The sequence below is a fragment of the Profundibacter sp. genome, from assembly GCF_965277155.1.
In the GTDB taxonomy this organism is placed as follows: domain Bacteria; phylum Pseudomonadota; class Alphaproteobacteria; order Rhodobacterales; family Rhodobacteraceae; genus Profundibacter.
This window is the reverse complement of sequence record NZ_CBDIBV010000010.1, coordinates 648,039-672,028: the sequence shown is the minus strand read 5'-3', so window position 1 is coordinate 672,028 and position 23,990 is coordinate 648,039. Positions and strand designations below refer to the sequence as shown.

General features: G+C 57.6%; 20 protein-coding genes and 3 pseudogenes. 20 read left to right on the top strand and 3 right to left on the bottom strand.

Annotation, left to right across the window (positions count from 1 at the left end; all coding sequences use genetic code 11):
• Positions 1–2 precede the first annotated feature (2 nt).
• From ACQY4M_RS11275 to nrfD, 10 genes and pseudogenes are all read left to right on the top strand, one after another.
• Positions 3–608: pseudogene (locus ACQY4M_RS11275) on the top strand (fumarylacetoacetate hydrolase family protein); the annotation flags it as partial.
• Between the two features lie 2 nt (positions 609–610).
• The gene (locus tag ACQY4M_RS11270) at positions 611–934 is read left to right on the top strand and encodes a hypothetical protein (protein ID WP_428543981.1); all 324 of its coding nucleotides are present in this window, start codon (positions 611–613) and stop codon (positions 932–934) included.
• Positions 935–1,132: 198 nt separating this feature from the next.
• Positions 1,133–1,471 carry a hypothetical protein gene (locus ACQY4M_RS11265; RefSeq protein ID WP_428543979.1) on the top strand — a complete coding sequence of 113 codons (339 nt, stop codon included), beginning with the start codon at positions 1,133–1,135 and terminating at the stop codon, positions 1,469–1,471.
• A gap of 286 nt (positions 1,472–1,757) precedes the next feature.
• Positions 1,758–3,416 (top strand): sensor histidine kinase, encoded by a 1,659-nt coding sequence (locus ACQY4M_RS11260; RefSeq protein WP_428543977.1) that lies wholly within the window; start codon positions 1,758–1,760, stop codon positions 3,414–3,416.
• Between the two features lie 44 nt (positions 3,417–3,460).
• Positions 3,461–4,504, top strand: a complete 1,044-nt coding sequence (locus tag ACQY4M_RS11255) for an IS5 family transposase (protein WP_428539227.1) — start codon at positions 3,461–3,463, stop codon at positions 4,502–4,504.
• 65 nt (positions 4,505–4,569) lie between these two features.
• A complete protein-coding gene (locus ACQY4M_RS11250; RefSeq protein ID WP_428544534.1) occupies positions 4,570–4,731 on the top strand; it encodes a hypothetical protein in 162 nt (53 codons plus the stop codon).
• Positions 4,658–4,825, top strand: coding sequence for an ATP-binding protein (locus ACQY4M_RS11245; RefSeq protein WP_428543975.1), 168 nt, complete (start codon positions 4,658–4,660; stop codon positions 4,823–4,825). Before ACQY4M_RS11250 ends, ACQY4M_RS11245 begins: the two co-directional genes overlap by 74 nt.
• Positions 4,822–5,439: a response regulator transcription factor gene (locus ACQY4M_RS11240; protein ID WP_428543973.1), complete on the top strand. Its 618-nt coding sequence runs from the start codon at positions 4,822–4,824 to the stop codon at positions 5,437–5,439. Before ACQY4M_RS11245 ends, ACQY4M_RS11240 begins: the two co-directional genes overlap by 4 nt.
• Before the next feature lie 363 nt (positions 5,440–5,802).
• Positions 5,803–6,579, top strand: coding sequence for a sulfate reduction electron transfer complex DsrMKJOP subunit DsrO (gene dsrO / locus ACQY4M_RS11235; RefSeq protein ID WP_428543971.1), 777 nt, complete (start codon positions 5,803–5,805; stop codon positions 6,577–6,579).
• On the top strand, positions 6,576–7,664 hold the full coding sequence (nrfD, locus tag ACQY4M_RS11230) for an NrfD/PsrC family molybdoenzyme membrane anchor subunit (RefSeq protein ID WP_428543969.1): 1,089 nt from the start codon (positions 6,576–6,578) through the stop codon (positions 7,662–7,664). The genes dsrO and nrfD overlap by 4 nt, the downstream gene beginning before the upstream one ends.
• Before the next feature lie 151 nt (positions 7,665–7,815).
• Here nrfD and ACQY4M_RS11225 read toward each other — a convergent pair whose 3' ends face one another.
• The gene (locus tag ACQY4M_RS11225) at positions 7,816–8,859 is read right to left on the bottom strand and encodes an IS5 family transposase (protein WP_428539221.1); all 1,044 of its coding nucleotides are present in this window, start codon (positions 8,857–8,859) and stop codon (positions 7,816–7,818) included.
• Positions 8,860–8,919: 60 nt separating this feature from the next.
• Here ACQY4M_RS11225 and ACQY4M_RS11220 point away from each other — a divergent pair, with 60 nt between their 5' ends.
• The 7 genes and pseudogenes from ACQY4M_RS11220 (at position 8,920) to ACQY4M_RS11190 (ending at position 18,905) form a co-directional block, all read left to right on the top strand.
• Positions 8,920–10,608 carry a hypothetical protein gene (locus ACQY4M_RS11220; RefSeq protein WP_428543967.1) on the top strand — a complete coding sequence of 563 codons (1,689 nt, stop codon included), beginning with the start codon at positions 8,920–8,922 and terminating at the stop codon, positions 10,606–10,608.
• A gap of 65 nt (positions 10,609–10,673) precedes the next feature.
• Positions 10,674–12,173: an IS21 family transposase gene (istA, locus tag ACQY4M_RS11215; protein ID WP_428539289.1), complete on the top strand. Its 1,500-nt coding sequence runs from the start codon at positions 10,674–10,676 to the stop codon at positions 12,171–12,173.
• Positions 12,170–12,832, top strand: coding sequence for an ATP-binding protein (locus ACQY4M_RS11210; RefSeq protein ID WP_428543965.1), 663 nt, complete (start codon positions 12,170–12,172; stop codon positions 12,830–12,832). Before istA ends, ACQY4M_RS11210 begins: the two co-directional genes overlap by 4 nt.
• A 15-nt stretch (positions 12,833–12,847) precedes the next feature.
• A protein-coding gene (locus ACQY4M_RS11205; protein WP_428539245.1) for an IS3 family transposase occupies positions 12,848–13,980 on the top strand; the annotation gives its coding sequence in 2 pieces (ribosomal slippage) (positions 12,848–13,100 and positions 13,100–13,980; 1,134 coding nt in all).
• A 54-nt stretch (positions 13,981–14,034) separates the two neighbouring features.
• A pseudogene (locus tag ACQY4M_RS11200) lies at positions 14,035–14,163 on the top strand (ATP-binding protein); the annotation flags it as partial.
• A 129-nt stretch (positions 14,164–14,292) separates the two neighbouring features.
• Positions 14,293–15,417, top strand: a pseudogene (locus tag ACQY4M_RS11195) (IS256 family transposase); the annotation flags it as partial.
• A gap of 47 nt (positions 15,418–15,464) precedes the next feature.
• Positions 15,465–18,905 (top strand): hypothetical protein, encoded by a 3,441-nt coding sequence (locus ACQY4M_RS11190; protein WP_428543963.1) that lies wholly within the window; start codon positions 15,465–15,467, stop codon positions 18,903–18,905.
• Positions 18,906–18,944: 39 nt separating this feature from the next.
• On the opposite strand, the gene ACQY4M_RS11185 is transcribed toward ACQY4M_RS11190, so the two are convergent.
• Positions 18,945–19,664: a type 1 glutamine amidotransferase gene (locus ACQY4M_RS11185; RefSeq protein WP_428543961.1), complete on the bottom strand. Its 720-nt coding sequence runs from the start codon at positions 19,662–19,664 to the stop codon at positions 18,945–18,947.
• Between the two features lie 82 nt (positions 19,665–19,746).
• On the opposite strand from ACQY4M_RS11185, the gene ACQY4M_RS11180 reads away from it, so the two are divergent.
• Genes ACQY4M_RS11180 through ACQY4M_RS11170 form a run of 3 tightly spaced genes read left to right on the top strand, consistent with a single transcriptional unit; the run spans position 19,747 to position 22,638 of the window.
• Positions 19,747–21,006 carry a cytochrome P450 gene (locus ACQY4M_RS11180; RefSeq protein WP_428543959.1) on the top strand — a complete coding sequence of 420 codons (1,260 nt, stop codon included), beginning with the start codon at positions 19,747–19,749 and terminating at the stop codon, positions 21,004–21,006.
• Between the two features lie 15 nt (positions 21,007–21,021).
• Positions 21,022–22,314 (top strand): glutamine synthetase, encoded by a 1,293-nt coding sequence (locus ACQY4M_RS11175; protein ID WP_428543957.1) that lies wholly within the window; start codon positions 21,022–21,024, stop codon positions 22,312–22,314.
• A gap of 9 nt (positions 22,315–22,323) precedes the next feature.
• The gene (locus ACQY4M_RS11170) at positions 22,324–22,638 is read left to right on the top strand and encodes a 2Fe-2S iron-sulfur cluster-binding protein (protein WP_428543955.1); all 315 of its coding nucleotides are present in this window, start codon (positions 22,324–22,326) and stop codon (positions 22,636–22,638) included.
• Here ACQY4M_RS11170 and ACQY4M_RS11165 read toward each other — a convergent pair.
• Positions 22,635–23,987: an aspartate aminotransferase family protein gene (locus ACQY4M_RS11165; RefSeq protein ID WP_428543953.1), complete on the bottom strand. Its 1,353-nt coding sequence runs from the start codon at positions 23,985–23,987 to the stop codon at positions 22,635–22,637. The two genes, ACQY4M_RS11170 and ACQY4M_RS11165, sit on opposite strands and share 4 nt — an antisense overlap.
• Positions 23,988–23,990: the final 3 nt, after the last annotated feature.

The following is a 23,990-nucleotide window of genomic DNA, read 5'->3' as shown; positions in this document are numbered from 1 at the left end:
ACTCGCGACACTACCTAGAAAGCGGCATGAATGTGCCTTCCGAGCCGGTCTTGTTCATGAAGGCCACCAGTGCGATCTGCGGCCCCAATGACCCGATCATCGTGCCGCGCGGATCGGAAAAAACCGACTGGGAGGTGGAGCTGGGCGTGGTCATCGGCAAGCCCGCCAAATATGTGGACGAGGCCACGGCGCTGGACCACGTGGCGGGGTATTGCGTGATCAACGATGTGTCGGAACGCGCCTTTCAACTGGAAATGGAAGGGCAGTGGTGCAAGGGCAAGGGCTGCGACAATTTCGGCCAGACCGGCCCCTGGCTGGTGACGCCCGATGAGGTGGGAGATCCGCAAGACCTGCATCTGTGGCTCGAGCTGAATGGCGAGCGCGTGCAGGACGGATCAACGAAAACAATGGTTCATGGCGTGGCGCATCTGGTCAGCTACCTCAGCCGCTTTTTCACCCTACATCCCGGCGACATCATCTCGACCGGCACGCCGCCGGGGGTCGGGCTGGGCATGAACCCGCCGCGCTATCTGCGCCTGGGCGATGTTGTGTGCCTTGGCATCGACGGCCTGGGCGAGCAGCGTCAGAGGCTGATAGATGATATGTGATCATGGCTGAAATCGGCAAGCACGCGCGCGGCCTGCCCGGACTGCCCGAAGAGCATGCCGCAATTGCGGTGTGGAACTCGGAAAACTGGTTCTTCGAAGATTTTGAATTGGGCGACAAGATCCGCTCGGTCCGCCGCACCATTTCCGTGGGCGAGTCCATGCTGTTCAACTCGATGGTGATGGACCACCACCCGTATGTCTCGGATGCGGAATTCGCCGGGCAGGAAGGCGTGTTTGGCAAGCGTCTGGTGGCCGGGGCGATGGTGTTCTCCTATGGGCTGGGGCTGGCGGCGACCAACTGCCTGAGATTACCCTGCGCGGTATGACCTGGGCACACGTCCGTGGCTATGACCCGATGGTGCCACCGCCGCGCGCTACGGCGAGACCCATCCCGGCGTGAATATCTTGTGGAAAAACGCTCGCTTCAGGCCTTTGCCGATCGCCCGATTGAGGACATGGCGGCGGAATATGACCTGATGGTGATCGACCACCCGCATGTGGAATAGGTTGCCGAAAGCGGCGAGTTGCTGGCGCTGGACGGGTTGGGGCGCGACGATGGACTGACGGTGCTGGCGGCGCAATCTGTGGGCGTTTCGCACTGCCCTTATGAATTTCATGGCCGCCAATGGGCGCTGGCAATCGACGCGGCAACGCCGGTGGCGGCCTCTCGCCCCGATCTTCTGGAAGAAACGCCGCGCCGCTGGGCCGAGGTACTGGAGCTCGCGCGCAGCGGCCAGGTGGCTTTCGCGCTGATCCCTATCAACGCGCTGATGACCTTCATGGGGATGGCGCGCATCAATGGCGCCAGCCTGAAGTCGCCGGTCGCGGCCTCGAGACTTGGCCCGCACAACGCCGGCATTTAGCAAATGAGAAAGGCTTGAGGAATGGACACAGGTCCCATCCAGCCGCTTTGATCCGGTTTAGGGAGATTCCAGAGAACCTTCGCCCCCGGTCCCGTTCCCTCCGCCACTACGCATGTTCTCGCTTGACAGGATCAATATGTCAGCATCCCCCGCAAAAAGACGAGAGCTAATCTTTGCCCCCCGAGATTGCGTGAGGCAATATGTGTTGTGGCCAAAAAGATGCTGCTGATCAATACTTCGTGTGCATTGGTGGCAACTGTACCTATTGTATTTGGAACGGATACTTATGAGAGCATGGCGCTGGATATTCCTAACATTGTTCGGGATTGTTTTGTCTGGCACTGCATGCATAGCAGCGCCGACTGTTTCGCTAACCATCGGTGTGCTGGCTTGGCGTGGAGAAGAAAAAGCCCGCCTACAATGGGAGCCAACCCGTGCGACCCTTCAGGCTGCATTTCCCGAATATAATATCGTATTACGCCCTATAAGCCTGAAGGGTATGGAGGCAGCCTTGGTTGCGCAAGAGCTGGATTTCTTTATCACAAATCCGGGCAATTATATCGAGATGGAGCAGCGCTACGGGGCCTCGCGGCTGGTCACGCTGGAATCTGTGCGGGTCGGGGCGCCGGCGGCCAGTGTCGGGGCGATAATATTCAGCCGCTCTGACAGATCCGATATCCGCAAGCTGGCCGATCTGCGCGGGAAAACCCTGTTGGGGGTCAGTCGCGATGCTTTTGGCGGATTCCAGATTGGCTGGGGTGTTTTGCAACAGGCCGGAATCGACCCTTTTACGGATATGGCAGGTGTTACCTTTGCCGGTTTTCCGCTGGATAACATTGTTACGCAGGTGGCTAACGGGCGTGCAGATGTTGGCACCGTTCGGGCCTGTCTGCTGGAAGAAATGGCGCAGGAAGGGCGGATTGAAATGGACGATTTCCGCATCCTGAATCCGCAACATGTTGACGGATTCAACTGTGCCCTGTCCAGCCCGCTTTATCCCAACTGGCCTTTTGCCAAGGCGCGCCAGACAAATCACATTCTGGCCAAACGGGTTGCGGTTGCCCTGCTGAAAATGTCACCGGAAAGCAAGGGTGGCGCGGGGCAAAGCTGGACCATTCCACTGTCCTATCAACCCGTGACCGAGCTGTTTAAATCTTTGCGCATCGGCCCATACACCCTGAGTGCAGGACAAGTGTTTCGTGAATTCCTGCAACGCAACAAAGGATGGTTCCTGCTGGCGCTGGCCTTGGTTATTTTGGCCGCTCTGCATGTGTGGCACACCGAATTTCTGGTATTCAAACGCACCCGCCAGCTAAAGGAAAGTCAGGAAAAGGCGCGGCTGCGGCTGGCCGAACTGGCCCATGTGTCGCGCCAGACCACATTGGGGGAAATGGCGCGGGGGCTGGCGCATGAAATCAATCAGCCTTTGGGCAGCATATCGAATTATGCCGCCGGTTCAGTGCGGATGATCAAAAACGGTGTCACCAGCGCGCAGCTAGAGGAACCCTTGCGCGAAATCGCCCATCAGGCCGAACACGCCGGACGTGTTCTCAAACGCATCCGCGGCTTTGTTGATAATCGTGAAAGCCCGCGCAAGCAGGCCGATATCAATGCCCTGTTGACCGAAGCGATTGATCTATTGGGGGCGGAACTGCGGCAGGCGGATATAACTGTGCAGAGTCATCTGGCGCACGACCTGCCGCCGCTTTCGGTGGACGGGGTGGCGATTGAACAGGTGGCCGTCAACCTGATCCGCAATGCAATCGAGGCTATGGCCCAGCAGGCAACCGGCCCCCGAATTCTGAATGTGATCAGCGAGCGCGACAAGCGCGACGATACACGCCTGCGCGTGACCATTCGCGACAGCGGGCCGGGTCTGGATGCGGATGCTCTGGAACATATGGGAACCTCTAAAAATCCCCCAAAATCCGGCCTGACGGGGTAGAATCGTCATCAGGATGAAAATGATTCGACCGACGGGGTTTTGTCATGGGTCAGATGGGATTTTTTGATCTTTCCAGCCGATACGCGGGACTGGACAAATCTGGTGATCCGCTGGTGTTGCTCAACGACATGGTGCCGTTCGAGGATTACCGGGACGAGCTGAAGGCCATATGGCGCACGCCGCCCGAACAGCGCAAATCCAACGCTGGCCGCCCGCCTTGGGATGAGGTGCTGATATTCAAGACGATGGTTTTGCAGCAGCTCTACAACCTCTCTGACGATCAGATCGAGTATCAGATCCGCGACCGCCTGTCGTTCATGCGGTTTCTCGGCCTTGGCATTGAAGACAGCGTACCTGACGCCAAGACCATCTGGGCCTACCGTGAAAGGCTGGCCGGGGCCGGGAAGATGAAGGAGCTGTTTGACAAGTTCGATGCCTTTCTGCGCGAAAAGGGCTATCTGGCGATGGGCGGGCAGATTGTTGATGCGAGCATCGTTCCGGCGCCGCGCCAGCACAACAAAAGGGACGAGAACGAGAAAATCAAGGCGGGCGAAACGCCTGAAGAGTGGGAGGAAAAACCCCACAAGAAGCGCCAGAAGGACGTGGATGCGCGCTGGACGAAGAAGCACGGCAAGAGCTATTACGGCTACAAGAACCACATCAATGTCGACCGGCGGCACAAATTCATCCGCGCTTATGATGTCACCGATGCCGCCGTGCATGACAGCCAGGCGCTTGCCGGTCTGATTGATGCGAGCAACACCTCATCGGACCTGTGGGCCGACAGCGCCTATCGCTCGCAAAAGATCGAAAGCGAGCTGGAAGAGCGGGGGCTTCACAGCCATATCCATCACAAGGGCAGGCGCGGCAAGCCGCTTGGCGAGCGCCAGCAAAAGGCCAACCGGAGGCGCTCGAAAGTGCGGGTCCGGGTCGAGCATGTATTCGCTTTTCAGGAGCGCTCCATGGGCGGCAAGCTGATCCGCTCCATCGGCCTGAAGCGGGCGCGATTTCGCATCGGGATGATGAACCTGGTCTACAACATGAAGCGCTTCGTCCAGTTCGAATGCGGCCTGGCGGCGCCGGGATAAGGGTTCATGGGGTGAGGTGTGCCTGAAATACCCAAAACCGGCTTGAAACCGGTGAAAATGGGTTTATGATCCGAAGCAATCAGGCGGGACAGGCGAAAAACCGTCCACCCCGCCGCGAAGAAGGCGAAAACGGGAATTTACAGAGGTTCCCATATGTTCGAGCCTTTCAACAGCGACAAAAACAGCGGTATGGGTCTGGGCCTGTCGATCAGCTATTCGATCATTGAATCGCACGGTGGCATGATTTACGCCGGTAACAATCCTGATGGCGGGTTAAGCATCAGCTTTACCTTGCCGGTTGATCAAGGAAATGATGAATGAGCAGCACAGATGCACCCCAGCTGATCCACGTTGTCGATGATGACGAAGGGATGCGCAAATCACTGTGCTGGTTGATCGGTTCGGTCGGGCTTGAATGTCGGGCCCATGTGTCGGCCGATGCCTTCATGGCGGGGTTCAATGACAAACGCCCGGGTTGCCTGTTGCTGGATATCCGTATGCCCGGCCTGTCGGGGCTGGATTTGCAAAAGGTGTTGCAACGGCTGGACAGCAGCCTGCCGGTGATCTTTCTGACCGGTCATGGCGATGTGCCAATGGCGGCGCGGGCCTTCAAAGCGGGGGCGTTCGATTTTCTGGAAAAACCATGCAACGATCAGGTGTTGCTGGATCGGGTGCAAGAAGCCGTGGCGGAACACCGCCGCCTGTTGGCAGAACGGGATCAGCAGGCCGAACTGCGCCAACGCATTAACGCCCTGACCGACCGCGAACGACAGGTAGCAGAACGGGTCAGCAGTGGAATGCGCAACAAGGAAATCGCGGCCGATCTGGGGATCAGCCAGAAAACGGTCGAGCTGCATCGCCACAACGTGATGGACAAGATGCAGGTTGATAGCGTCGCTGCGCTGGCCCAGATATGGGCGCAGGTCGAAACCTAGGGTCAGGACCATTAATCCTGCGCCACTGGCGCTGTTTTCCCGAAATATCAGCGGTTCGGGACGCGCCGTCAACAGTGGTTCTGTTTACAAGCGCCCCGCGCCGCTGGGATGAAGGGAAAACTGCGTCCATAGGATTTGACGGATTTCCGCGCTGACAGCGTTACAATGCCTTGAAATAGAACCACTATTCCTGTGCCATTGTGCTTTGTCAGCACAAAAAACTGTCAAACCAGTGGCGCAGGAATAATGGGTCCTGACCCTAGGGTTTTCCCTATCCCCCTTGGGGGTTGCACCAATACCCCATCCACCGCACCGACATTAGCCTGCCCGTGAACACTTAAGTTTTCGAAAGGGTTTCGGGCCATGGATATTTCACGTCGTTCCTTTTTAACCAAAAGCGGGGCCTTGACCTGCGGCGCCGTCAGTTGCGCCGTGGCTGCCCCCGCCGATGCCGCCGCGCTGGCGCCAGAACGCCACGGGGGCGATCCATCCAAACGCTACGCAATGGCGATCGATTTGCGCCGCTGCATTGGCTGTCAGGCCTGTACAGTGGCCTGCACAATGGAAAACCAGACGCCGATTGGCGATTTTCGCACCATTGTCACCCAATATGATGTGGTGGATGTGAATGACGAAACCCAGACCGTCGCCAGCTTTACCCTGCCGCGTCTGTGTAACCACTGCGACAACCCGCCTTGTGTGCCGGTCTGTCCGGTTCAGGCCACCTTCCAGCGTGAAGACGGTATCGTGGTGGTGGACGCGGATCAATGCGTTAGATGCGGTTATTGTGTTCAGGCCTGCCCCTATGATGCGCGTTTCATCAACCCGAAAACCAACACCGCCGACAAATGCACATTTTGCGTGCACCGTGTCGAGGCCGGATTGCTGCCCGCCTGTGTGGAAACCTGCACCGGCGGCGCGCGTATCTTTGGCGATGTGAATGACCCCGACAGCGAGATCAGCAAAGTGCTGGCCGTGGCTGGCGATGCCTTCAAGGTGCTGCGCCCTGAAATGGGGACCGATCCACATGTCTACTACATCGGTCTGGAAACCGCCTTTGAAGGCAAAGTAGAAGGACAGGGCATTCTGAAAACCCTGCAAGACAAATTCGGCACGGGGAATGAGGAGGCAAGATCATGAGCGTTCCAAACATCATCGAAACGGTGAATATCACCCACGAGATTTCATGGCTGCCCTGGGCTGTGTCCTATTTCTTTTTCGTTGCCATCGCGGTTGGCGCGGCCCTGACCAGTCTTATGTGGACGGTCTTGCGCCGCCCCGATTGGGAAAATGCTGCCCGTATCGACATTCTGGTGATGTGGTCGGCGGCTGTGGTTGCGCCTGTCGCCTTGCTGGCCGACCTGCACCAACCCGCGCGGTTCTGGCATTTCTACAGCAGCTTCACCCCCTGGAGCTGGATGAGCTGGGGTGCCTATTTCCTGCCGGCCTTTGCTGCGGTTTCTATTGTCTATGGCTGGCTGGTCATGCGCCCGGTTCTGCCCCGCTTGTTGCGCCTTGGGCCAGGGGACTATAGCGGGTTGATCAAACCGATGGCATTGCTGACCGGTCTTCTGGCCTTGCTGGTAGCGCTTTATACCGGCTCGGAAGTGATGATCGTGAAATCACGCCCCCTGTGGAACAGCTATACCCTGATCGCGTTCTACTTCTTTTCCGGCATTTCAGCGAGTGCCGCAATGGGTTTGCTGGTGAATACTGTGCTGGCTGAAAACGGATCAGAAATCCGCCGTGCGACTGGGGCCCATCTGGGCCGTGTGATGGCGGTGTTTTCGCTGCTGACCCTGCTGACCGGTGCGGTCTGGTTAATGATGGGTATAGGCGGTGGCACCAACCCCGAAGCGCGTGCCCTTGCGGTGGTTTCTGCATCCCCCCATTGGCAATTGCTGGGGTGGGAGCTGTTGGCGGCCTTCGGTATCAGCGCGATCTTTGGCATCTATGCGCGCAATTTATGGTTCGGGGCCTTGCTGGGACTGATCACACTGGGCGGGGCATGGTTGTTGCGCTGGGCCGTGTTCATCGACGGGCAGTTGATCCCGAAAACGGGTGCCGGGTTTTATGACTATGCCCTGCCACAAGGACCGGACGGATTGCTGGGTATCATTGGCATATTCGGCCTGTGGCTGGTGGTGATCATTGTTGAAAGCGTGGTTATGCGCTGGACCCCTGACACAGCCGTTGCACCCCTTTCCGAAATCCCCGCAGAATAATTCCAAAGCAGGAGACAAGATCATGACAACGCGTCGTAATATACTAAAAAGACCTCTGCATGAGGCCATGGCTTTCGGTTGAAGCAAGATTTCGGCCGCCCACCTTGCGCCCCTGCGGGTCCGGCGGACAGACGGGTGGCGGGGTTTGGGGCTATGCGATTGCGGGGGTTTGCGGGTTGAGGGTGATCCTGTTTGCGGCCTTGAGCAGGTTTTGCGCGATGGCGGCCATGACCATCTGGGCATGCACCCTGGCGCGCCCGAAATATCTCGCCCGCTGCAGGCCGAAGAGGCGTTTCATCGTGCCGAAAGTCTGCTCGATGCGGAAGCGGCGTTTCGAAATCAGCCGGTTGAAGCGTTTCTCCGATTGCCGCAGGGGGCGGCCGCGCGCTGCCTTGCGCAGGATGCCGTCGCGGTATTTGCCGCGCAGCATCTGGCGGTTGGCCTTGCTCGCATAGGCCTTGTCGGCCAGCACCCGCTGCGCCTTTGCGCCCGCGATCATGGTGGCGAATTCGGGGCTTTCGGCGGCATTGGCGGGCGTGGTGTGCACCTTGTCGATAAAGCCCTCTTCGTCGCAGCGGGCAAAGCCCTTGTAGCCGAGCGTGCTCTTGCGGCCCTTCTTGACCCAGCGGGCATCAGGGTCGGCGCTGAAATGCAGCTGTGCCCCGTCGGGTGAGACCTCGGGCGGATCATCCGGCGTCCCTTCCCTTGCCCCGTCCTCTGCCCGGTCCTGCGGGGCGTCGATATGGGTGCGCGGGCGCGCCGCCGCCGCGATCAGGGTCGCATCAATGATCGCCGCCTCAGCCTCTTTCAGCTTCAGCCCATGCGCCTCGATCTGGCGGCAGACCTCGGCCAGCAGCTCATCGTAAACGCCACCCCGGACCAGCGCATTGCGGAACCGGCAGTGGGTCGTCTCATCCGGCACCGACGCGTGCAGATCGAGCCCGCAGAACAGCATGAAATCCAGCCGCACCTTCAAGGCCCGCTCCAGCTTCGGGTCGCTCAGCCCGTGCCACTGGCCAACCAGAAGACACTTGAACAGAACCAGCGGATCATAGCCCTGAGGCCCGATCCCCGAGCGCCCCAGACCGCGCCGCAGGATCGGCAAAAACGAGTTCCAATCCATCAGCGCGTCGATCTTCGACAGAACGTCATCCGCGCCGATCCGTGCCGCCGCTTCGTGCAGGAAAAGGTCCATCTATTCACCCCAGAGATTTCCCGGCTAGCTTACCAAAACGGCCAACCCGGGGGAATCCCGATGTTATGCAGAGGTCTTCTTAAAGGGGCTGTTGCTTTGGGCGGGGCCGCGGCCTTTGTCGGTGGCTACAGCGAAACCGGCAAGCGTCTGGCCAAGGGGCTGGCAACCGGCAGCAGCGGCACCGCGCCGCTGGACCATATCACCATCAACGCCCATGGACCCGAATACCGTGTGGATGCGAAAACCGGCGATCTGGTGATGAACCCTGATCAACAGATCAGTTTCACCATGTGCCAGGGTTGTAACACCATGTGCGGCTTGCGTATCCGCAGCGACAAGGAAACGGGTCAGGTGATCCGCGTGGCGGGCAACCCTTACCACCCGCTGTCGGCGGATGCGCAAATCCCCTACAGCACACCGGTGCGCGAGGCGCTGTTGTCGCTGACGCGCAAGGGTGAAAGCGGGCTGGATCATCGCTCAACCGCTTGTGGACGCGGCAACGCGATGTTATCGCAAATGAACAGCCCGCACCGGGTTTTGAAATGCCTGAAACGCGATGGGCCGCGCGGGTCCGGAAAATGGAAATCCATCCCCTTTGAACAACTGGTTGAAGAAGTGGTCGATGGCGGCGATTTGTTTGGCGAAGGGCCGGTCGAAGGCCTGCGCGCAATCCGTGATTTGAAAACGCCTGTTGACCCCGAAAACCCCGAGTACGGTCCCAAGGCCAATCAGTTGGCTGTGGTTCACGCCACCGGCGACGGGCGTAACCAGTTCATCAAACGTTTTGCCTTTAACTGCTTTGGTACCCGTAATTATGGTCATCACGGGTCTTACTGCGGCTTTGCCATGCGGGCAGGATCGGGTGCTGTTATGGGGGACTTCAAGAAATTCGCCCACGGCAAACCCGACTTTGAAAACACCGAATTCGCGATCTTCCTTGGCTCGGCACCGGGCAATGCAGGCAAACCGTTCAAACGGTCGGGCCGGATGGTGGCCGAGGCCAGAACAACAGGCGCGTTGAACTATGTGGTGGTTGATCCGGTGCTGACCAACGCCACCAGCTACGCCGCCCATGACCGCGACCGCTGGGTCCCGATCAAACCGGGCACAGACGCTGCTTTTGCAATGGCGATGATCCGCTGGATCATTGACAACGAACGCTATGACGCAACATTCTTGTCCAATGCTGGTCCTGCTGGCGTTAAGGCCACAGGCGAGGCCGGATGGTCAAATGCGACCCATCTGGTCAATGTCAAATCCGGAAAATTACTGACCGGCAAGGACATGGGTTGGGCCGAGGAACAGGCCGAGGATTTTGTTGCCTTGGACAATGCGGGCCTTCCTGTTTCGCACAAACAATTGGCCACACCGGCGAAATTGTTCTTTGACGGTTCGGTTGAAACGGCAAACGGGCCGGTGGCTGTGAAAACCTCGTTGCAAATTCTGGCGGACGAGGCACAGCGTTTCAGCATTGCCGAATATGCCGACCTGTGCGGCATCAAGCCTGAAATGATCGAGGCACTGGCGCAAGAATTCACCTCTCACGGAAAACGTGCCGCGATCAATAACCACGGCGGCATGATGAGCAGCAACGGGTTTTACACCGCATGGTCGGTGCTGATGCTGAACGTGTTGATCGGCAGCTGGAACTGGAAGGGCGGCGTCAGTGTGTCGGGCGGGGCGTTCCCGTCCTTTGGCTGTGAATCGGCGTGCAAAACTGACCCACTTGGGTGGGTTATGAGCGAGTAAAATTGACCCACCTGTTTCGTTAACATCCGCGCAAAATTGTGCGGAGGAAAGAGCAGGTGATATTGATGGAAAGCGTATCGAAGATCCGGCGCTGGGTGCTGGTTGAAGGGCGCAGCATCCGGTCTGTGGCGCGGGCGACGGGACTGTCGCGGAACACGATCAAGAAGTATTTGAAGGACGAGAATCCGCCGAGCTACCAGCGCCATGCGCCGCCAGTTCGGCACAAACTGTGCAATGGGTTTGATCTTCGGCTGCAGGAACTGTTTGATCAGGACTCGAGGCGACCACGCCGGGAGCGGCGGACGGCCCAGAAGCTATACGAGCAGCTTGTGGCAGAGGGCTATACCGGGTCCTATTCGCCGGTTCAGCGTTTTGTTCGTGAGTTGAAGCGCGCCGGGGCCTGTTCGGGAGATGCGTTTATCCCGCTGCATTTTGCGGCGGGTGACGCGCTGCAATTTGACTGGAGCGAAGAACGGGTCGTACTGGGTGGTGTCGAGCAGAAGGTGAAGGTCGCTCATTTCCGCCTGTGTCACAGCCGCAAGCCTTTCGTGATTGCCTATCCCGGTGAAGCCCAGGAGATGGTGCTGGATGCTTTCGTGCAGGCGCTGTCCTTTTACGGAGGCGTTCCGCGCAGGGTGATCATCGACAACCCCAAGACCATGGTGACCTACGTTTCGCGCTCGAAGGAGCGGATATTCCATCCCCGGTTCCTGGCCTTGATGAACCACTATGTGATGGAGCCGGTGGCCTGCACGCCCGCTGCGGGCTGGGAGAAGGGACAGGTCGAGAACCAGGTCCAGTTCTTGCGGGGCCGGTTGTTCGTTCCCGAACCGGCCTTTGATGATCTCGAGGCGCTGAACGCGTGGCTGCGTCTGCGTTGCGAAGATCTGGCAGAGCGTCCCCATCCCGAGCAGCAGGATCGCACGATTACCGAAGTGTTCGAAGACGAGCGCGCCGAACTGCGCCCCCTGGGTCGGGCCTTCGACGGCTACGTGGAAAAGACCGTCCGTGTCCGCTCCACCTGCCTGGTTCAATATGCCAGCAATCGCTACAGCGTGCCCTCCCGCTTTGCCGGGCATCATGTGTCGCTACGCGCCTATGCCGGCCGGATCGTGGTGGTCTCCGGTCAGGATGTGATTGCCGAGCACAGACGTCATTTTACCCGCAATATCAGCTATTTCGAGCCCTGGCATTACGTTCCCCTGCTGGACCGCAAGCCTGGTGCCCTGCGCAATGGCGCCCCCTTTGTGGGCTGGGAACTGCCCGAGGCCATGCATCGGATCAGGGAACATTACATGGCTGGTAAAGGCGGGGATCGGGAGTTCGTCGACCTGCTCCTGCTGGCACAGGATCACGGGATCGAGGTGGTCGAGACGGCCTGCAATCTGGCGGTGGCACAAAACACCCTGCGGCTGCCCGCCATCATCAATCTGATCAACCAGTTGGTGGAACCGGTCATCACACCGCTCAGCGATGCCTGCGCTTATCCGCAGCTGACCTTGCGGCCCGAAGCCGATTGCAAACGCTATGAGACCCTGTGCTCGGCTGAGGAGGTTGCCGTATGAATGCCTTGATCGACCAACTGACAGCCCTCAGGTTGCATGGAATGGCAGCTTGCGCCCATGATCTGCTGTCCGCGCGCAAGCCGCCAAGTCTGACCACAGCGATAAGGCAACTGATCGACGCCGAGACTGTAGAGCGCCGGGTGCGCTCCATCCAGTATCAAATGAGGGTTGCGAAGTTCCCCCATCACAAGGACTTCGCCACCTTCGATTACAGCGCCGCCGCCCTCACCCAGGCCCAGATCGAACCATTCTGCACCGGCCAGTTCACAGAGGAGGCCCATAACCTCATCCTGGTGGGCGGAACCGGCACGGGCAAAACCCACATCGCCATCGCGCTGGGAACGACGCTGATCAACAACGGCAAGAAGGCGCGCTTCTTCAACGCCGTCGATCTGATCAACGCCCTGATCAAGGAACAGGCCGACGGCAATGCAGGGAAGATCATCCGGCAGCTCTCGGCTTTGGACTGCGTCATCATCGACGAGCTGGGCTACATCCCGTTTCCCAAATCCGGTGGCGCGTTGCTCTTCCATCTGATCAGCAAGCTCTACGAGAAGACCAGCATCATCATCACAACCAACCTTGAGTTCGGTGAATGGGTCTCGGTCAGAGGTGGTCGCGGAAATTCGGACCAGTTGTTAAGGTGGATCGACTTATGAGAAAGACGATTCAAAATGACGAAACGAAAGAACCATTCTCCCGAATTCAAAGCCCGCGTTGCGCTTGAAGCAATCCGCGAGGAAATGACGATGGCGGAGCTGTCGAAGAAGTATGGTGTGCATCCAACCCAGATTGGCACATGGAAACGAGCAGCGATTGAAAACATGGCCACGGCATTTTCCAGACGGGGCCGTGATCCTGATCGGGTTGATGAAGCCCAGATTGAGAAGCTGCACTCCAAGATTGGTCAGCTGGTCGTGGAACGGGATTTTTTAGCCAACGCCTCGCAACAGTTGCTCGGGAAGCGAGGCAAAAAATGGTGAGCCGTGAGCATGATCTGAGTGTGCGACGACAATGCGGGCTACTTTCTCTGGCGCGCTCGAACCTGTATTACCAGCCAAAAGGCGAAAGTGCTGAAAATTTGCGGTTCATGACAATAATCGACAAGCAATTCTTGCAGACGCCGTGGTATGGATCACGGCAAATGGCCCGGCACATGCAGCGCCAAGGTTACAAGTGTGGTCGCCACAGGGTCCGCCGTTTGATGCGGCTGATGCGGTTGGTTCCGATCTACCAGACGCCCAACACGAGCAAGAAACATCCGCAGCATAAGATCTACCCGTATCTGCTGCGAGACCTGACGATTGATCGTCCAAACCATGTGTGGTGCGTAGATATCACCTACATTCCGATGCAGCGCGGGTTCCTCTATTTGGTCGCGATCATGGACTGGCACAGCCGCAAGGTTTTGAGCTGGAGATTGTCAAACAGCATGGAGGCAGATTTTTGCGTTGAAGCCCTGAAAGAGGCTATGGCCAAATACGGCAAGCCCGATATCATGAACAGCGACCAGGGCAGCCAGTTCACCGGGTTTGAATGGACGCAGGCGCTGAAAGAAGCCGACGTGAAAATCTCGATGGATGGCAAAGGTCGCTGGGTCGATAACCGGATGATCGAGCGGCTTTGGCGATCCTTGAAATACGAATGCATTTACCTCAACGCATTTGAAACGGGTTCGCAGACCCGCGCCGGGATCGGGAAATGGTTGGCTTACTACAACACCGAGCGCCCGCATTCCACCCACGGAATATTGACCCCGGATGAAGCCTATGACAGAAAAACAAAACCAATGAGTTTGGCAGCCTAAATGAAACCCTGATCCATCTTAAACTGGCTGCTGACTGGTCAAAAAAGTGGGACCACCTCTGTCTTCGGGGATGCCAAGATGACAACCGCCCTTCTGGATCGCGTCACTCATCACTGCAACATCATCGAAACCGGCAATACCTCATACCGGTTCGCCCAGAGTAAACGCCGTAGAAAAAACTAGCCGTTCCGCAAGCAAAGCCCCCAGACGGACTCGCTACATGAAGGCGGCCCGACTGGGGGCTTTGCGCCACAAAGGGGGGGGCAAATTTAAATGCCGAAACCGGGTCAGTTTTAAATGCTCATTGACAATCTGATGGCGCAACACGCGCATTTGAGGGATTCGGCCGGTCGCCAGCGCCTTGTTCGCCACGGATACCTGCCGGAGCGCGAGGTGATGACGGGGATCGGCCCTGTCCCGGTGAATGTGCCTCGGGTGCGTGATCGTGGCACGGGGGCGGAGAAGATCAGGTTCACCTCGACGCTTCTGCCGCCGTATCTGCGCCGGGCAAAGTCGGTCGAGGAGTTGTTGCCCTGGCTCTATCTCAAAGGTATTTCCACGGGTGATTTCGGCGAAGCACTGGCGGCCCTTCTGGGGCCTGATGCGGGTGGTTTGACATCGAGCACGATTTCGCGCCTGAAGGCGGAGTGGTGGGCAGAATACGAGCGTTGGAACCGGCGTGACCTGTCGGCCAAACGCTATGTGTATTTCTGGGCCGACGGGGTTTATTTCAAGCCGCGCACGGATGCTGACAAGCAATGCATGCTGGTGATCATCGGCGCGGACGAGTGGGGTAACAAGGATGTTCTGGGCCTCGTGGACGGGTATCGAGAAAGCAGCCAGAGCTGGCGTGAACTGCTGCTGGACTTGCAACGTCGTGGCCTCAGAAAAGCCCCTGATCTGGCCGTTGGTGATGGCGCGCTCGGCTTCTGGAACGCCTTGCGGGAGGTGTTCGGTGAGACCCGGGAGCAGCGCTGCTGGGTGCATAAAACCGGCAACGTCCTGAATGCCATGCCGAAGTCGCTGCAAGCCAAAGCCAAGGGCCATCTACAGGACATCTGGATGGCCGAGAACAAACGGGACGCCGAGGCCGCGTTCAATTTCTTCATCGAAGCCTATGGCGTGAAATACGAGCGTGCCGTGGGGAAGCTGACCAAGGACCGGGACGTGCTGCTGACCTTCTACGACTTCCCTGCCGAGCACTGGAAACACATCCGCACATCCAACCCCATCGAAAGCATATTTGCCACCGTGCGGCACCGAACGAAGAAGACCAAAGGCTGCCTCGGGCGCAAGACCGCCTTGGCAATGACCTTCCGCCTGATGATGTCGGCAAAGAAGAAATGGCGTAAACTCGACGGCGCATTCCGATTGCCGGAAATCATCGAAGGGGTTGAATTTAAGGACGGGATCAAGCAGGAAAAACATGCCGCCTGATTACTGCGTCACCAACTTTTGGGCATAGCTCACGGGGGAGGCAACTGATGGCACGATATGATTGGCCAATAGAATCCGGAAAATCGCCCGATCGTTTGATCCATCGGCAGGAAAGTGCGCTTCGTGAAAATGTTTCGGGGCTGCCGGATGGGTTGTTGGGCAATCTTGATTTGCTGGACGATGTTATCACGGCGAATTTCGACGATGACCGGACCTGGCTGCCGATTGGCCCGACAATTCTGACAAATGGGCAGGCCGATGGCAATCCAATCGTGGCCGGACGGGTGCGCGACATCAAGGTCAGCCCTGATGGCCAACGGGTCTATGTCGCCAGCGCCAACGGTGGTGTCTGGTATTCCAGTAATGCCGGTAAAAAATGGACTCCAATTGGAAGTGCGGGACTGGATCCTTCTGCTGACCGATCTGATCTTACCCTCACAATCGGGGCCCTGTTTGTTGAATTTGGCCGCACCGGGGGCGCAGATGATCCGGCAAAGGATATAGTCTATATCGGAACAGGCGAGCCACATCCAAGTATTAACGACTCTCCTAGCGGAAGCATGGGGGGTATCGGAATATTGCGGCTGGCAGATACGCTGCCCAACGCGCTGACAAACCAACGACAGAACCCTTGGAAACGCGAAGCAAAAAACCTGTCGCGTGCCGGTATTTTTCATTTGGCGCGGAATCCCGGACATGCTCTGACCCTTGCAGGTGATGCCCACCTTGTCGCCGCCACGTCAAAGGGCCTTTTGTCCCGATCTGGTGCCTTTAGCGAGGACAGCAACTGGCAAGAAATCCAATTTACCCCCGACCCCTTTGAAACCTACCCTAATGCTTACTGTTCCGATGTTGTCTGGAACGCTCAGGGGCTTTGGGTCACTCTGGTCGGGGCGGGTGCGTTGGATGGTGTTTATTTGTCGCCTAATGGGGCTACAAATTTCAGACATATCGTTTTGCCACAGCTTGACCAAGGCGCACGCACAAGCCTTGGACCGGTGAAAAGCGCGACAGAGCGGATGTATGTTTTAGGCAGCGGGCCGTCTGCGACGGATGCCAATGCAGGCCATGCCCATTTATGGCAAATTGATGTGTCCGGACCGCTTCCGGACCGAATTCGTCTGGTGCAGGATTTTCCGGTTGGGCTTTTCGTTTCCAAGGTTGAACTCTCTGGCACAAATCTTGTTCTCGGGGAGGGGAACCAAAGCTATTATGACCAAGCAATTGATGTGGAGCATGTTGCAGGTAAGGATGTTGTCACGGTTGGCGGGTCAACGGAAAAGAAAATCGGTTATAATGCCGCAATATTTAAACTGGAGATAAACGACACTGCAGGTGTCCTTAGCGCCGGGTTTGTCGCTGCAAATCAAACGAGCGCCGCAGATGATGCCAGTTTTGCAGGCTACGGCATTCATCCGGATGTTCACAAGATAATAAGCAATGGCCGGGTTCTTTGGGTCGGTTGTGATGGGGGCATTTTCCGGCGTGATACGACGGGTATCCCGGCAAGGGCCGCAAGTATACCTGCGTGGGAAGCCGCAATGCAAGCTGCAGCGCGCCCCATGAACGCGGGCCTGCCGGTGGCAGAACCCGGTTATATCAATTCGCATCCGATTTTGGATGGGCCGCTTATAGCTGGAACGCAGGATAATGGCGCAATTCAGCGTATAGGGGATACGGTTTGGACGCTGATCAAAAAGGGTGACGGTGGGGGCTGTTTGTTCCACCCGACAATCCCGCAACAAAGGATCACGCAATATGTAAATGCGCAGTGGTATTTTGAACCCTATACCGGAGATACCCGAGGGCCGGTCATCAGAAGACGCACCGCAGCCGGAAACGAGTTGCTCGAGGATGCCCGTGCAAACTTTTACTCTCAAGCCGCGACGGCACAAGGGGTGCCACCAGCCGCAGTGCCGCCTTTGCCAGCCGGTCCAGCACCCAATGCTCGTCTTTTTGTAGGAACAGACCGTATTTGGTACACAGCGGATTGGGCCAACAATAATGCCAATCCAAACTGGGTAACGATCCCGACCATGACAGACGCCTATTCCTTGGGGGCCATGTCACCCTTATTGGTTCAGGACCAATTGATCGAAGGCGGCAACCCGGATAAAGTCTTGGCAATCGAGGTGCTGAACGAGGGCAATATCGTTTCGGCTGCCGCAAATTTTGTTGGCACTGTGATATTGGTCTTGTGCCAGCGGTCGGTAAGGTTGTTCCGTTTTGCTTCGCCCGACGGCGCGCTTCCGCCAGTCTGGACGCCTCTTGACCAGTCAATCATCAGCACCAATTCCGGTGTTGATCGGCCCAAGCACAAGAAAACCGGCAATGATGTGCCCAATCCTTTTGTGCCCTATCTGCCTAATCCGCCCGGTGCATTGTGGACGGATATTGCCGGGCATGCCGGACCTGCCGGGCAAGAGACATTTTATGTTTCGACCACCGGTAAGGTGACAGAAAATTCCAATGGCGATCTGGTTGCCGATTCGAACTATGATACGCTTTGGTGGTATAACGGGCAGGGTCGTTGGTACCCGACTGGATTGCGAAATACCCCCCTTGATCCTGCTACTGGGACCGGTGGGTCTCCGGTGGCGGCACATTCAGTTGTCTGTGATCCCGATGCGCCCGATATTGTCTATGTGGGAAACCGGATCGGCGTCTGGAAAGGGGTGATCGATCAAAGTGGCACGCACCCAAGCTGGACCTGGGCACCTGCAATGGAAGGGTTGCCACAAACTATGGTTCAGGACTTGAGCGTTTTTAAGAATTCTGATGGAACATACCTGCGTGCCGCACTTGTTTCACGGGGTGTGTGGGAACGTGATATATCGGCGGTGCCGGTATCTGTCGGACGCACGTTCATACGAACATTCGCGCATGATACCGGGCGGTCGACACTGCCCGTAACGCAACGCGACCCTCATACGGATGCGTTGCTTACGTTCCACGAAAGTCCGGACATCATAGTTCTGCGGAGGGGAGCCCACCCTTGGGCCGCCGATATGCCCAATGAAGCCGAAATGCTGGCGCAGGCCTCGACCCCGAGTTACGCCAAGGCAATGCACGATGTGTTTGTGATGGCCCATCACCGGCACATTATCCCGGTTGCAGGTGCTGATATGAACATTGATGTTTTCCTGCAAAAAGCGGCACCGGCAGGGCCTATTTCCGACTTTGCCATAACGCCGGCCTGGCGGACCGCGATAAAGGAAATTATTCGCGGCAATAGCCCGGCGATGCCCGCTGGTCTGTCGCATTTGGGCAGATTTAATCCAACTGATCCGGTAGAAGCGCGGACGCCCGGGGTGGTTAAGCTCTCTCTCGATCTGAATTTTGCAGGCAGCAATGATCATGTCATGTTGATTGCTGTGGTCACCTCGCCGGGCAACGGATTGCCGACACCTGATTTGGACCGAACCAACCTTCGCGACATTGTACGCGGATCGGCGGTCATCGCTGTGCGAAAGATTCATAGGTCCTGACCCTAAGTTGCGCGCCAGTAAATCACGAGAAGAACCTGTTTATGACGGTTTCTTCTTTCCAGAGAAAAACTGGATGATCCAGCGTGAAAACCTGTCGTTTTCAGGCTGAAGTGTTAGGCTGTCGCGGGCGTTTTTAATCACCTCGGGTGGTTTGATATCGGCCAGTTCATCAATCAGGGCCGCCATGAAATGCGGTGTGATTTCGGGGTGATACTGGGTGGTGAATACATGGTCGCCAATGGTGAACCCGCCGTTGGGACAGTCCTGATTTCCCATATTAACACGGGCGTTGGCGGGTAGGCGGGTTACCTGTTCCTCGTGCGCGGCGTATAGCAGGATCGGGCCTTTGCCCCGGTTCATCCACGGTGCGGGGCTGTGAACCTCGGTTTCGGTCACGCCAAAAACCCAGTCATCCGCGTTCTTGCCAACCGATCCGCCCAGTGCCAGCGCGATTGCCTGATGGCCAAAACATGCGCCGAACATGGGCACCTTGTCCGCTTCGGCCTGCCGGATGGTTTGCGCCAGTTGATCCTGCCACGGTGCCCCGTCCAGCACCGACGCCGGACTGCCCGTTACGATCAAGCCGTCAAAATCTGTTAGCGGTCTGTCGGGAAATTCACCGTCCTTCACGGAATAGACACTGAACTTGCAATCCGGACACAGCGGAGACAACAGCGCGCGCCACTTTTCACCATCCTTGGGATGGCGATCAGCAAAGGCACTTTCGTCTGTATTGGCCATTAAAATTGCAAGATGCATGGATTCATCCGTTTACTTATTTAACATGTTATATAAACTGTTCGCAAAAGGGGGAACCCCCAAAACGGACAGGGAGAATATGATGACTGTTTGGCAGCCTACCGATGATGGCCATGCGGATTTATCCAGCCACGATACTTTTGCAAAAGGGGCGCCGCACAACACCTTTGCCCGCCTGCGCGCCGAGGACACTATGCATTGGACCGACTGGTCCGGCGGCAAGGGGTTCTGGTCGATCACGCGGCACGCCGACATTCTGGAATTGAACCGGCAATTTGATCTGGTCTCGTCCGCGCAGGGCATCCGGATGGAGGACCAGACCCACGAAGAATACATGGCACGACGCACCTTTCAGGAAACCGATCCGCCCGAACATATGAAAACCCGCATCAAGGTGGCCAAGGCATTTTCCAAGCCAGTGATGGCCAAGTTCGAGCCACAGGTGCGCGAGCTGTGCGTCGAAATTCTGGACAAGGCGCTGGCCAAAGGTGAATTTGACGCCACCAGGGAAATTGCCCGCCAACTGCCGATGCGGATGCTGGGGCGGATTTTGGGCACGCCGGATGCGGATTTACCGTGGCTGGTGGAAAAGGGCGATGCGCTGATTGCCAATACCGATCCCGATTTCACCGATCATGTGCTGGACAAGATGGAAACAGACGAATTTCGCCTGATGCCATTTAATTCGCCCGCCGGCGCGGAACTGTGGGAATATGCCAAGGAACTGATGGCCGAAAAGAACCGCACGGGCGATACTGACGGCGTGTTGCACATGATCCTGCAACCGGACAAGGACGGCGAAGTAATCTCGGAAATGGAGTTTCGCAATTTCTTTTGTCTGCTGGTTGCGGCAGGCAATGACACCACGCGCTATTCCATCGCGGCCGGTATTCAGGCGCTGGCACACCAGAAGGAATTGCTGGGCCAGATGCAGGAAGGCGGGGCGGTTTGGGATACGGCGGCAGACGAGATTATCCGCTGGGCCACGCCCGCGCTATATTTCCGCCGCACTGCCACGCGGGATTTCGAACTGCACGGCAAAACCATTCGCAAAGGTGACAAGGTGTTGTTCTGGTGGATATCCGGCAACCGCGATGAAACAGTCATGGATGACCCGATGCGTGTCGATCTGTTTCGCCCCGCAACACAGCATATTTCCTTTGGCAAGGGCGGGCCGCACCTATGCCTTGGCATGCATCTGGCGAGGCTGGAAGTGCGGATATTGTTCGAAGAACTGGTCAAGCGGATAAAGTCGATTGAACCGGCGGGGGAACACAGGTTCCTGCGGTCGAATTTCGTTGGCGGGATCAAGGAATTGCCCGTCTCTGTGACACCCCTTTAAGGGAAGGAATTGACGATGAATGACCGTTTAAGGGCGATGTTTTGTGACCACCTGAGCATTATGCGCGGCAAATACCTGCCTGCATCCAAGATTGGTGATGATGACACGCGGTTCTGCCGCTCGACCTTCGGGGTGCATTACGACAAGGATTTGCTGGACGCACCGGGTGCTATGATGATGCAAGGCCTGCCGGATATGGAACTGCGCTGGTCTGGCGATGAAATCCGCGACAGTTGGGACCGCGCGACCAAAATCGTGCTGGGGGATTTATACGATCACGAAGGCGCGCCATTGCCGCTGTGCCCGCGCGGGGCGCTAAAACGGGCGGTTGCCGGTTGGCAGGACGGGCACGGATTGTCGCCGATGGTGGGGATCGAGCTGGAGTGCTTTGCGATGGTCGGTAATGAACAGGGCCGCCTGGTGCCCTATGATGCGCCTGGCGGGGTGGTTTATGGCACAGGGCCGTTCACCGATCCGCTGCGGTTTACCGATGCGATCTGGGAAAAGGCGGATGAGTTGGGTTTTCGGCTGGATATGATCACTGCCGAATATGACAGCCCGCAATTCGAGTTCACCCTGACCTTTGATAATGCCGTCAAAGCAGTGGATGACATCGTATTATTCCGCCTGATGGCGCGGGAAATTGCGCTGGAACACGGGGTGGTGCTGACCTTTATGCCCAAACCGATTGCCGAGGCGGGTGGCTCGGGGATGCATATCAATTTCTCGTTCCGTGATGACGACGGTAAAAACGCGCTGGACAATGGCCCTGTGGGTGGGCCTGAGCATATGAACGATCTGGGACGGGGCTGTGTGGCGGGGCTGATGCAGCACCACCGCGGGCTGGCGGGGTTGCTTTGTCCGACATCAAATTCCTATCAACGGATGCAGCCCGGTATTTTATCGGGCTATTGGCAGAACTGGGGTGGCGACCATCGCTGTGTCACCACCCGCATCTCCGGCGAAGGCGGAGCCAAGGCACGGTTGGAGCACCGGATGGCCGATGCCACATCCAACCCCTATACGGCGGTTGCGGCGGTGTTGCAGGCGGCGCGTTTGGGGGTGGAGAAGGGTTACGATCTGGGTCCGGCGGAAACCGGCGACGGGTTTGAACGGACGGATGCCAAACAGGGCACGGCCGTTGATCTGAAACGTGCGATGGATGATCTGGAGGCGGATCGCGTTCTGGGTGATGCCGTCGGGCGGATGCTGGTGGACAACCACATCTTTATGAAGCGCAAAGAAGTGAAAAAGACGCGTGATCTGGAAGGCGATGCCTTGCGCGATTTCTATGTCTATTTTGTGTAAGGAAAAGCGATGAAAGTAATTTGGAAGGTTGAAGGCGGTGACGAATTTTCCGCCGAAGTTGAGGCGGGCACAACGCTAAAGGATGCCGCGATGGCGCAAAATGTGCCGCATATTCTGGGTGAATGTGGTGGCTCGATGAGCTGTGCGACCTGCCATGTGGTGGTTGCGCCGGATTGGGTGGCGGCCACGGGCAAGCCCGGCGAATTCGAGGACGCAGTACTGGACGCAACCGAGGCCCCGCGTCAGGATAATTCGCGCCTGTCCTGCCAGATCACCATGCGGGATGATCTGGACGGTCTGGTGCTGATTGTGCCGGCGCCCTAAACAGCCTGAAACCCTGCGGCCAGTGCGGACAGGATTGTTTGCACATCGGCGCTATCCAGCACCAGCGGTGGTGACAGGATCACATTTGGCCCCGAGATGCGGATCATCGCCCCTGCGCGGTAAGCGGTTTCCTGAATGGTGGCGATTGTGGGTTTATCGATCGACGCTTTGGTGGCGCGGTCCGACACCAGTTCCAGTGCGCACATCAACCCGTGCCCGCCACGCACATCGCCGATAATGTCGTGCTTTTCGGCCAAACCTTGCAGCCCCGCAAACAGTTCCGCCCCGCGTGCGGCGGCGTTTTCATTCACTTTCAGACGCTTGGTTTCCGCCAGACAGGCCAAGGCGGCAGCGGCCCCGACGGGGTGGCCGGAATAGGTATACCCGTGTCCGATTGCGGCCTTGCCGCTGCTGTCATTTTCAAACACCTCGGCCATCGCGTCGGCGATCATCACGGCGCCAAAGGGGAAATATCCGTTGGTTATGGCCTTGGCTGTGCACATCATATCGGGTTGCACGCCCCAATGGCGCGAACCGGACCATGAACCGGTGCGCCCGAAGGCCGTGATCACTTCGTCCGCGATCAGCAGGATGCCGTTTTTGGTGCAAATATCGCGCACGCCTTTCATAAAGCTGGAATGCGGCGGGATCACCCCGCCCGCGCCAAGGATCGGCTCCATGATAAAGGCCGCGATGGTGGAGGCACCTTGAAAGGCGATCTCGTCCTCAAGCGCCGCAAGGCATAGCTGGGCAAGGCGTTCAGGATTGGTTTCGTTGAACGGGTTGCGATAGGTATAGGGCGCGGGGATATGGTAACATCCGGGCAAAAGCGGCTCGTACTGGGTGCGAAAATTGGCATTGCCATTGACCGAGGCCCCTCCGGTGTGGGTGCCGTGATAACCCTTTTTCAGCGACAGGTATTTAACCCGCCCCGGCTCGCCCTTGATCTTGTGATACTGCCGCGCAAGGCGCAGCGCGGTTTCCACGCTGTCCGATCCGCCCGAGGTGAAAAAGGCACGGCTTAGCCCGTCGGGGGCAAAGAAATCGCGCAGTTCTTCGGCCAGTTCGATCACCTTATCGTTGCTGGTGCCACGGAAGGTCGAATAATAGGGCAGGGTGTCCAGTTGCGCGGCGATGGCGTCTTTAACCGGCTGGCAGGAAAACCCCAGGTTCACATTCCAAAGACCACCAACTGCATCGACCACTTCATGCCCGTCTATATCGGTGATCCGCACACCGGCAGCGCCCGTGACAATGGTTGGCGGGTTGGCGCGGCTGTCGGCGGGATGTGCCATCGGATGCCAGATCGAACGGGCGTTGTTTTCTTTCAGGAAGTTGGAGTCCTTCATCTA

Excerpts from the sequence above, each read along its gene's own strand:
- ACQY4M_RS11270 (WP_428543981.1), top strand. The coding sequence starts at position 611 with ATGGCTGAAATCGGCAAGCACGCGCGCGGCCTGCCCGGACTGCCCGAA.
- ACQY4M_RS11260 (WP_428543977.1), top strand. The coding sequence starts at position 1,758 with ATGAGAGCATGGCGCTGGATATTCCTAACATTGTTCGGGATTGTTTTG.
- ACQY4M_RS11255 (WP_428539227.1), top strand. The coding sequence starts at position 3,461 with ATGGGTCAGATGGGATTTTTTGATCTTTCCAGCCGATACGCGGGACTG.
- ACQY4M_RS11250 (WP_428544534.1), top strand. The coding sequence starts at position 4,570 with ATGATCCGAAGCAATCAGGCGGGACAGGCGAAAAACCGTCCACCCCGC.
- ACQY4M_RS11245 (WP_428543975.1), top strand. The coding sequence starts at position 4,658 with ATGTTCGAGCCTTTCAACAGCGACAAAAACAGCGGTATGGGTCTGGGC.
- ACQY4M_RS11240 (WP_428543973.1), top strand. The coding sequence starts at position 4,822 with ATGAGCAGCACAGATGCACCCCAGCTGATCCACGTTGTCGATGATGAC.
- dsrO (WP_428543971.1), top strand. The coding sequence starts at position 5,803 with ATGGATATTTCACGTCGTTCCTTTTTAACCAAAAGCGGGGCCTTGACC.
- nrfD (WP_428543969.1), top strand. The coding sequence starts at position 6,576 with ATGAGCGTTCCAAACATCATCGAAACGGTGAATATCACCCACGAGATT.
- ACQY4M_RS11225 (WP_428539221.1), bottom strand. The coding sequence starts at position 8,859 with ATGGACCTTTTCCTGCACGAAGCGGCGGCACGGATCGGCGCGGATGAC.
- ACQY4M_RS11220 (WP_428543967.1), top strand. The coding sequence starts at position 8,920 with ATGTTATGCAGAGGTCTTCTTAAAGGGGCTGTTGCTTTGGGCGGGGCC.
- istA (WP_428539289.1), top strand. The coding sequence starts at position 10,674 with ATGGAAAGCGTATCGAAGATCCGGCGCTGGGTGCTGGTTGAAGGGCGC.
- ACQY4M_RS11210 (WP_428543965.1), top strand. The coding sequence starts at position 12,170 with ATGAATGCCTTGATCGACCAACTGACAGCCCTCAGGTTGCATGGAATG.
- ACQY4M_RS11190 (WP_428543963.1), top strand. The coding sequence starts at position 15,465 with ATGGCACGATATGATTGGCCAATAGAATCCGGAAAATCGCCCGATCGT.
- ACQY4M_RS11185 (WP_428543961.1), bottom strand. The coding sequence starts at position 19,664 with ATGCATCTTGCAATTTTAATGGCCAATACAGACGAAAGTGCCTTTGCT.
- ACQY4M_RS11180 (WP_428543959.1), top strand. The coding sequence starts at position 19,747 with ATGACTGTTTGGCAGCCTACCGATGATGGCCATGCGGATTTATCCAGC.
- ACQY4M_RS11175 (WP_428543957.1), top strand. The coding sequence starts at position 21,022 with ATGAATGACCGTTTAAGGGCGATGTTTTGTGACCACCTGAGCATTATG.
- ACQY4M_RS11170 (WP_428543955.1), top strand. The coding sequence starts at position 22,324 with ATGAAAGTAATTTGGAAGGTTGAAGGCGGTGACGAATTTTCCGCCGAA.
- ACQY4M_RS11165 (WP_428543953.1), bottom strand. The coding sequence starts at position 23,987 with ATGAAGGACTCCAACTTCCTGAAAGAAAACAACGCCCGTTCGATCTGG.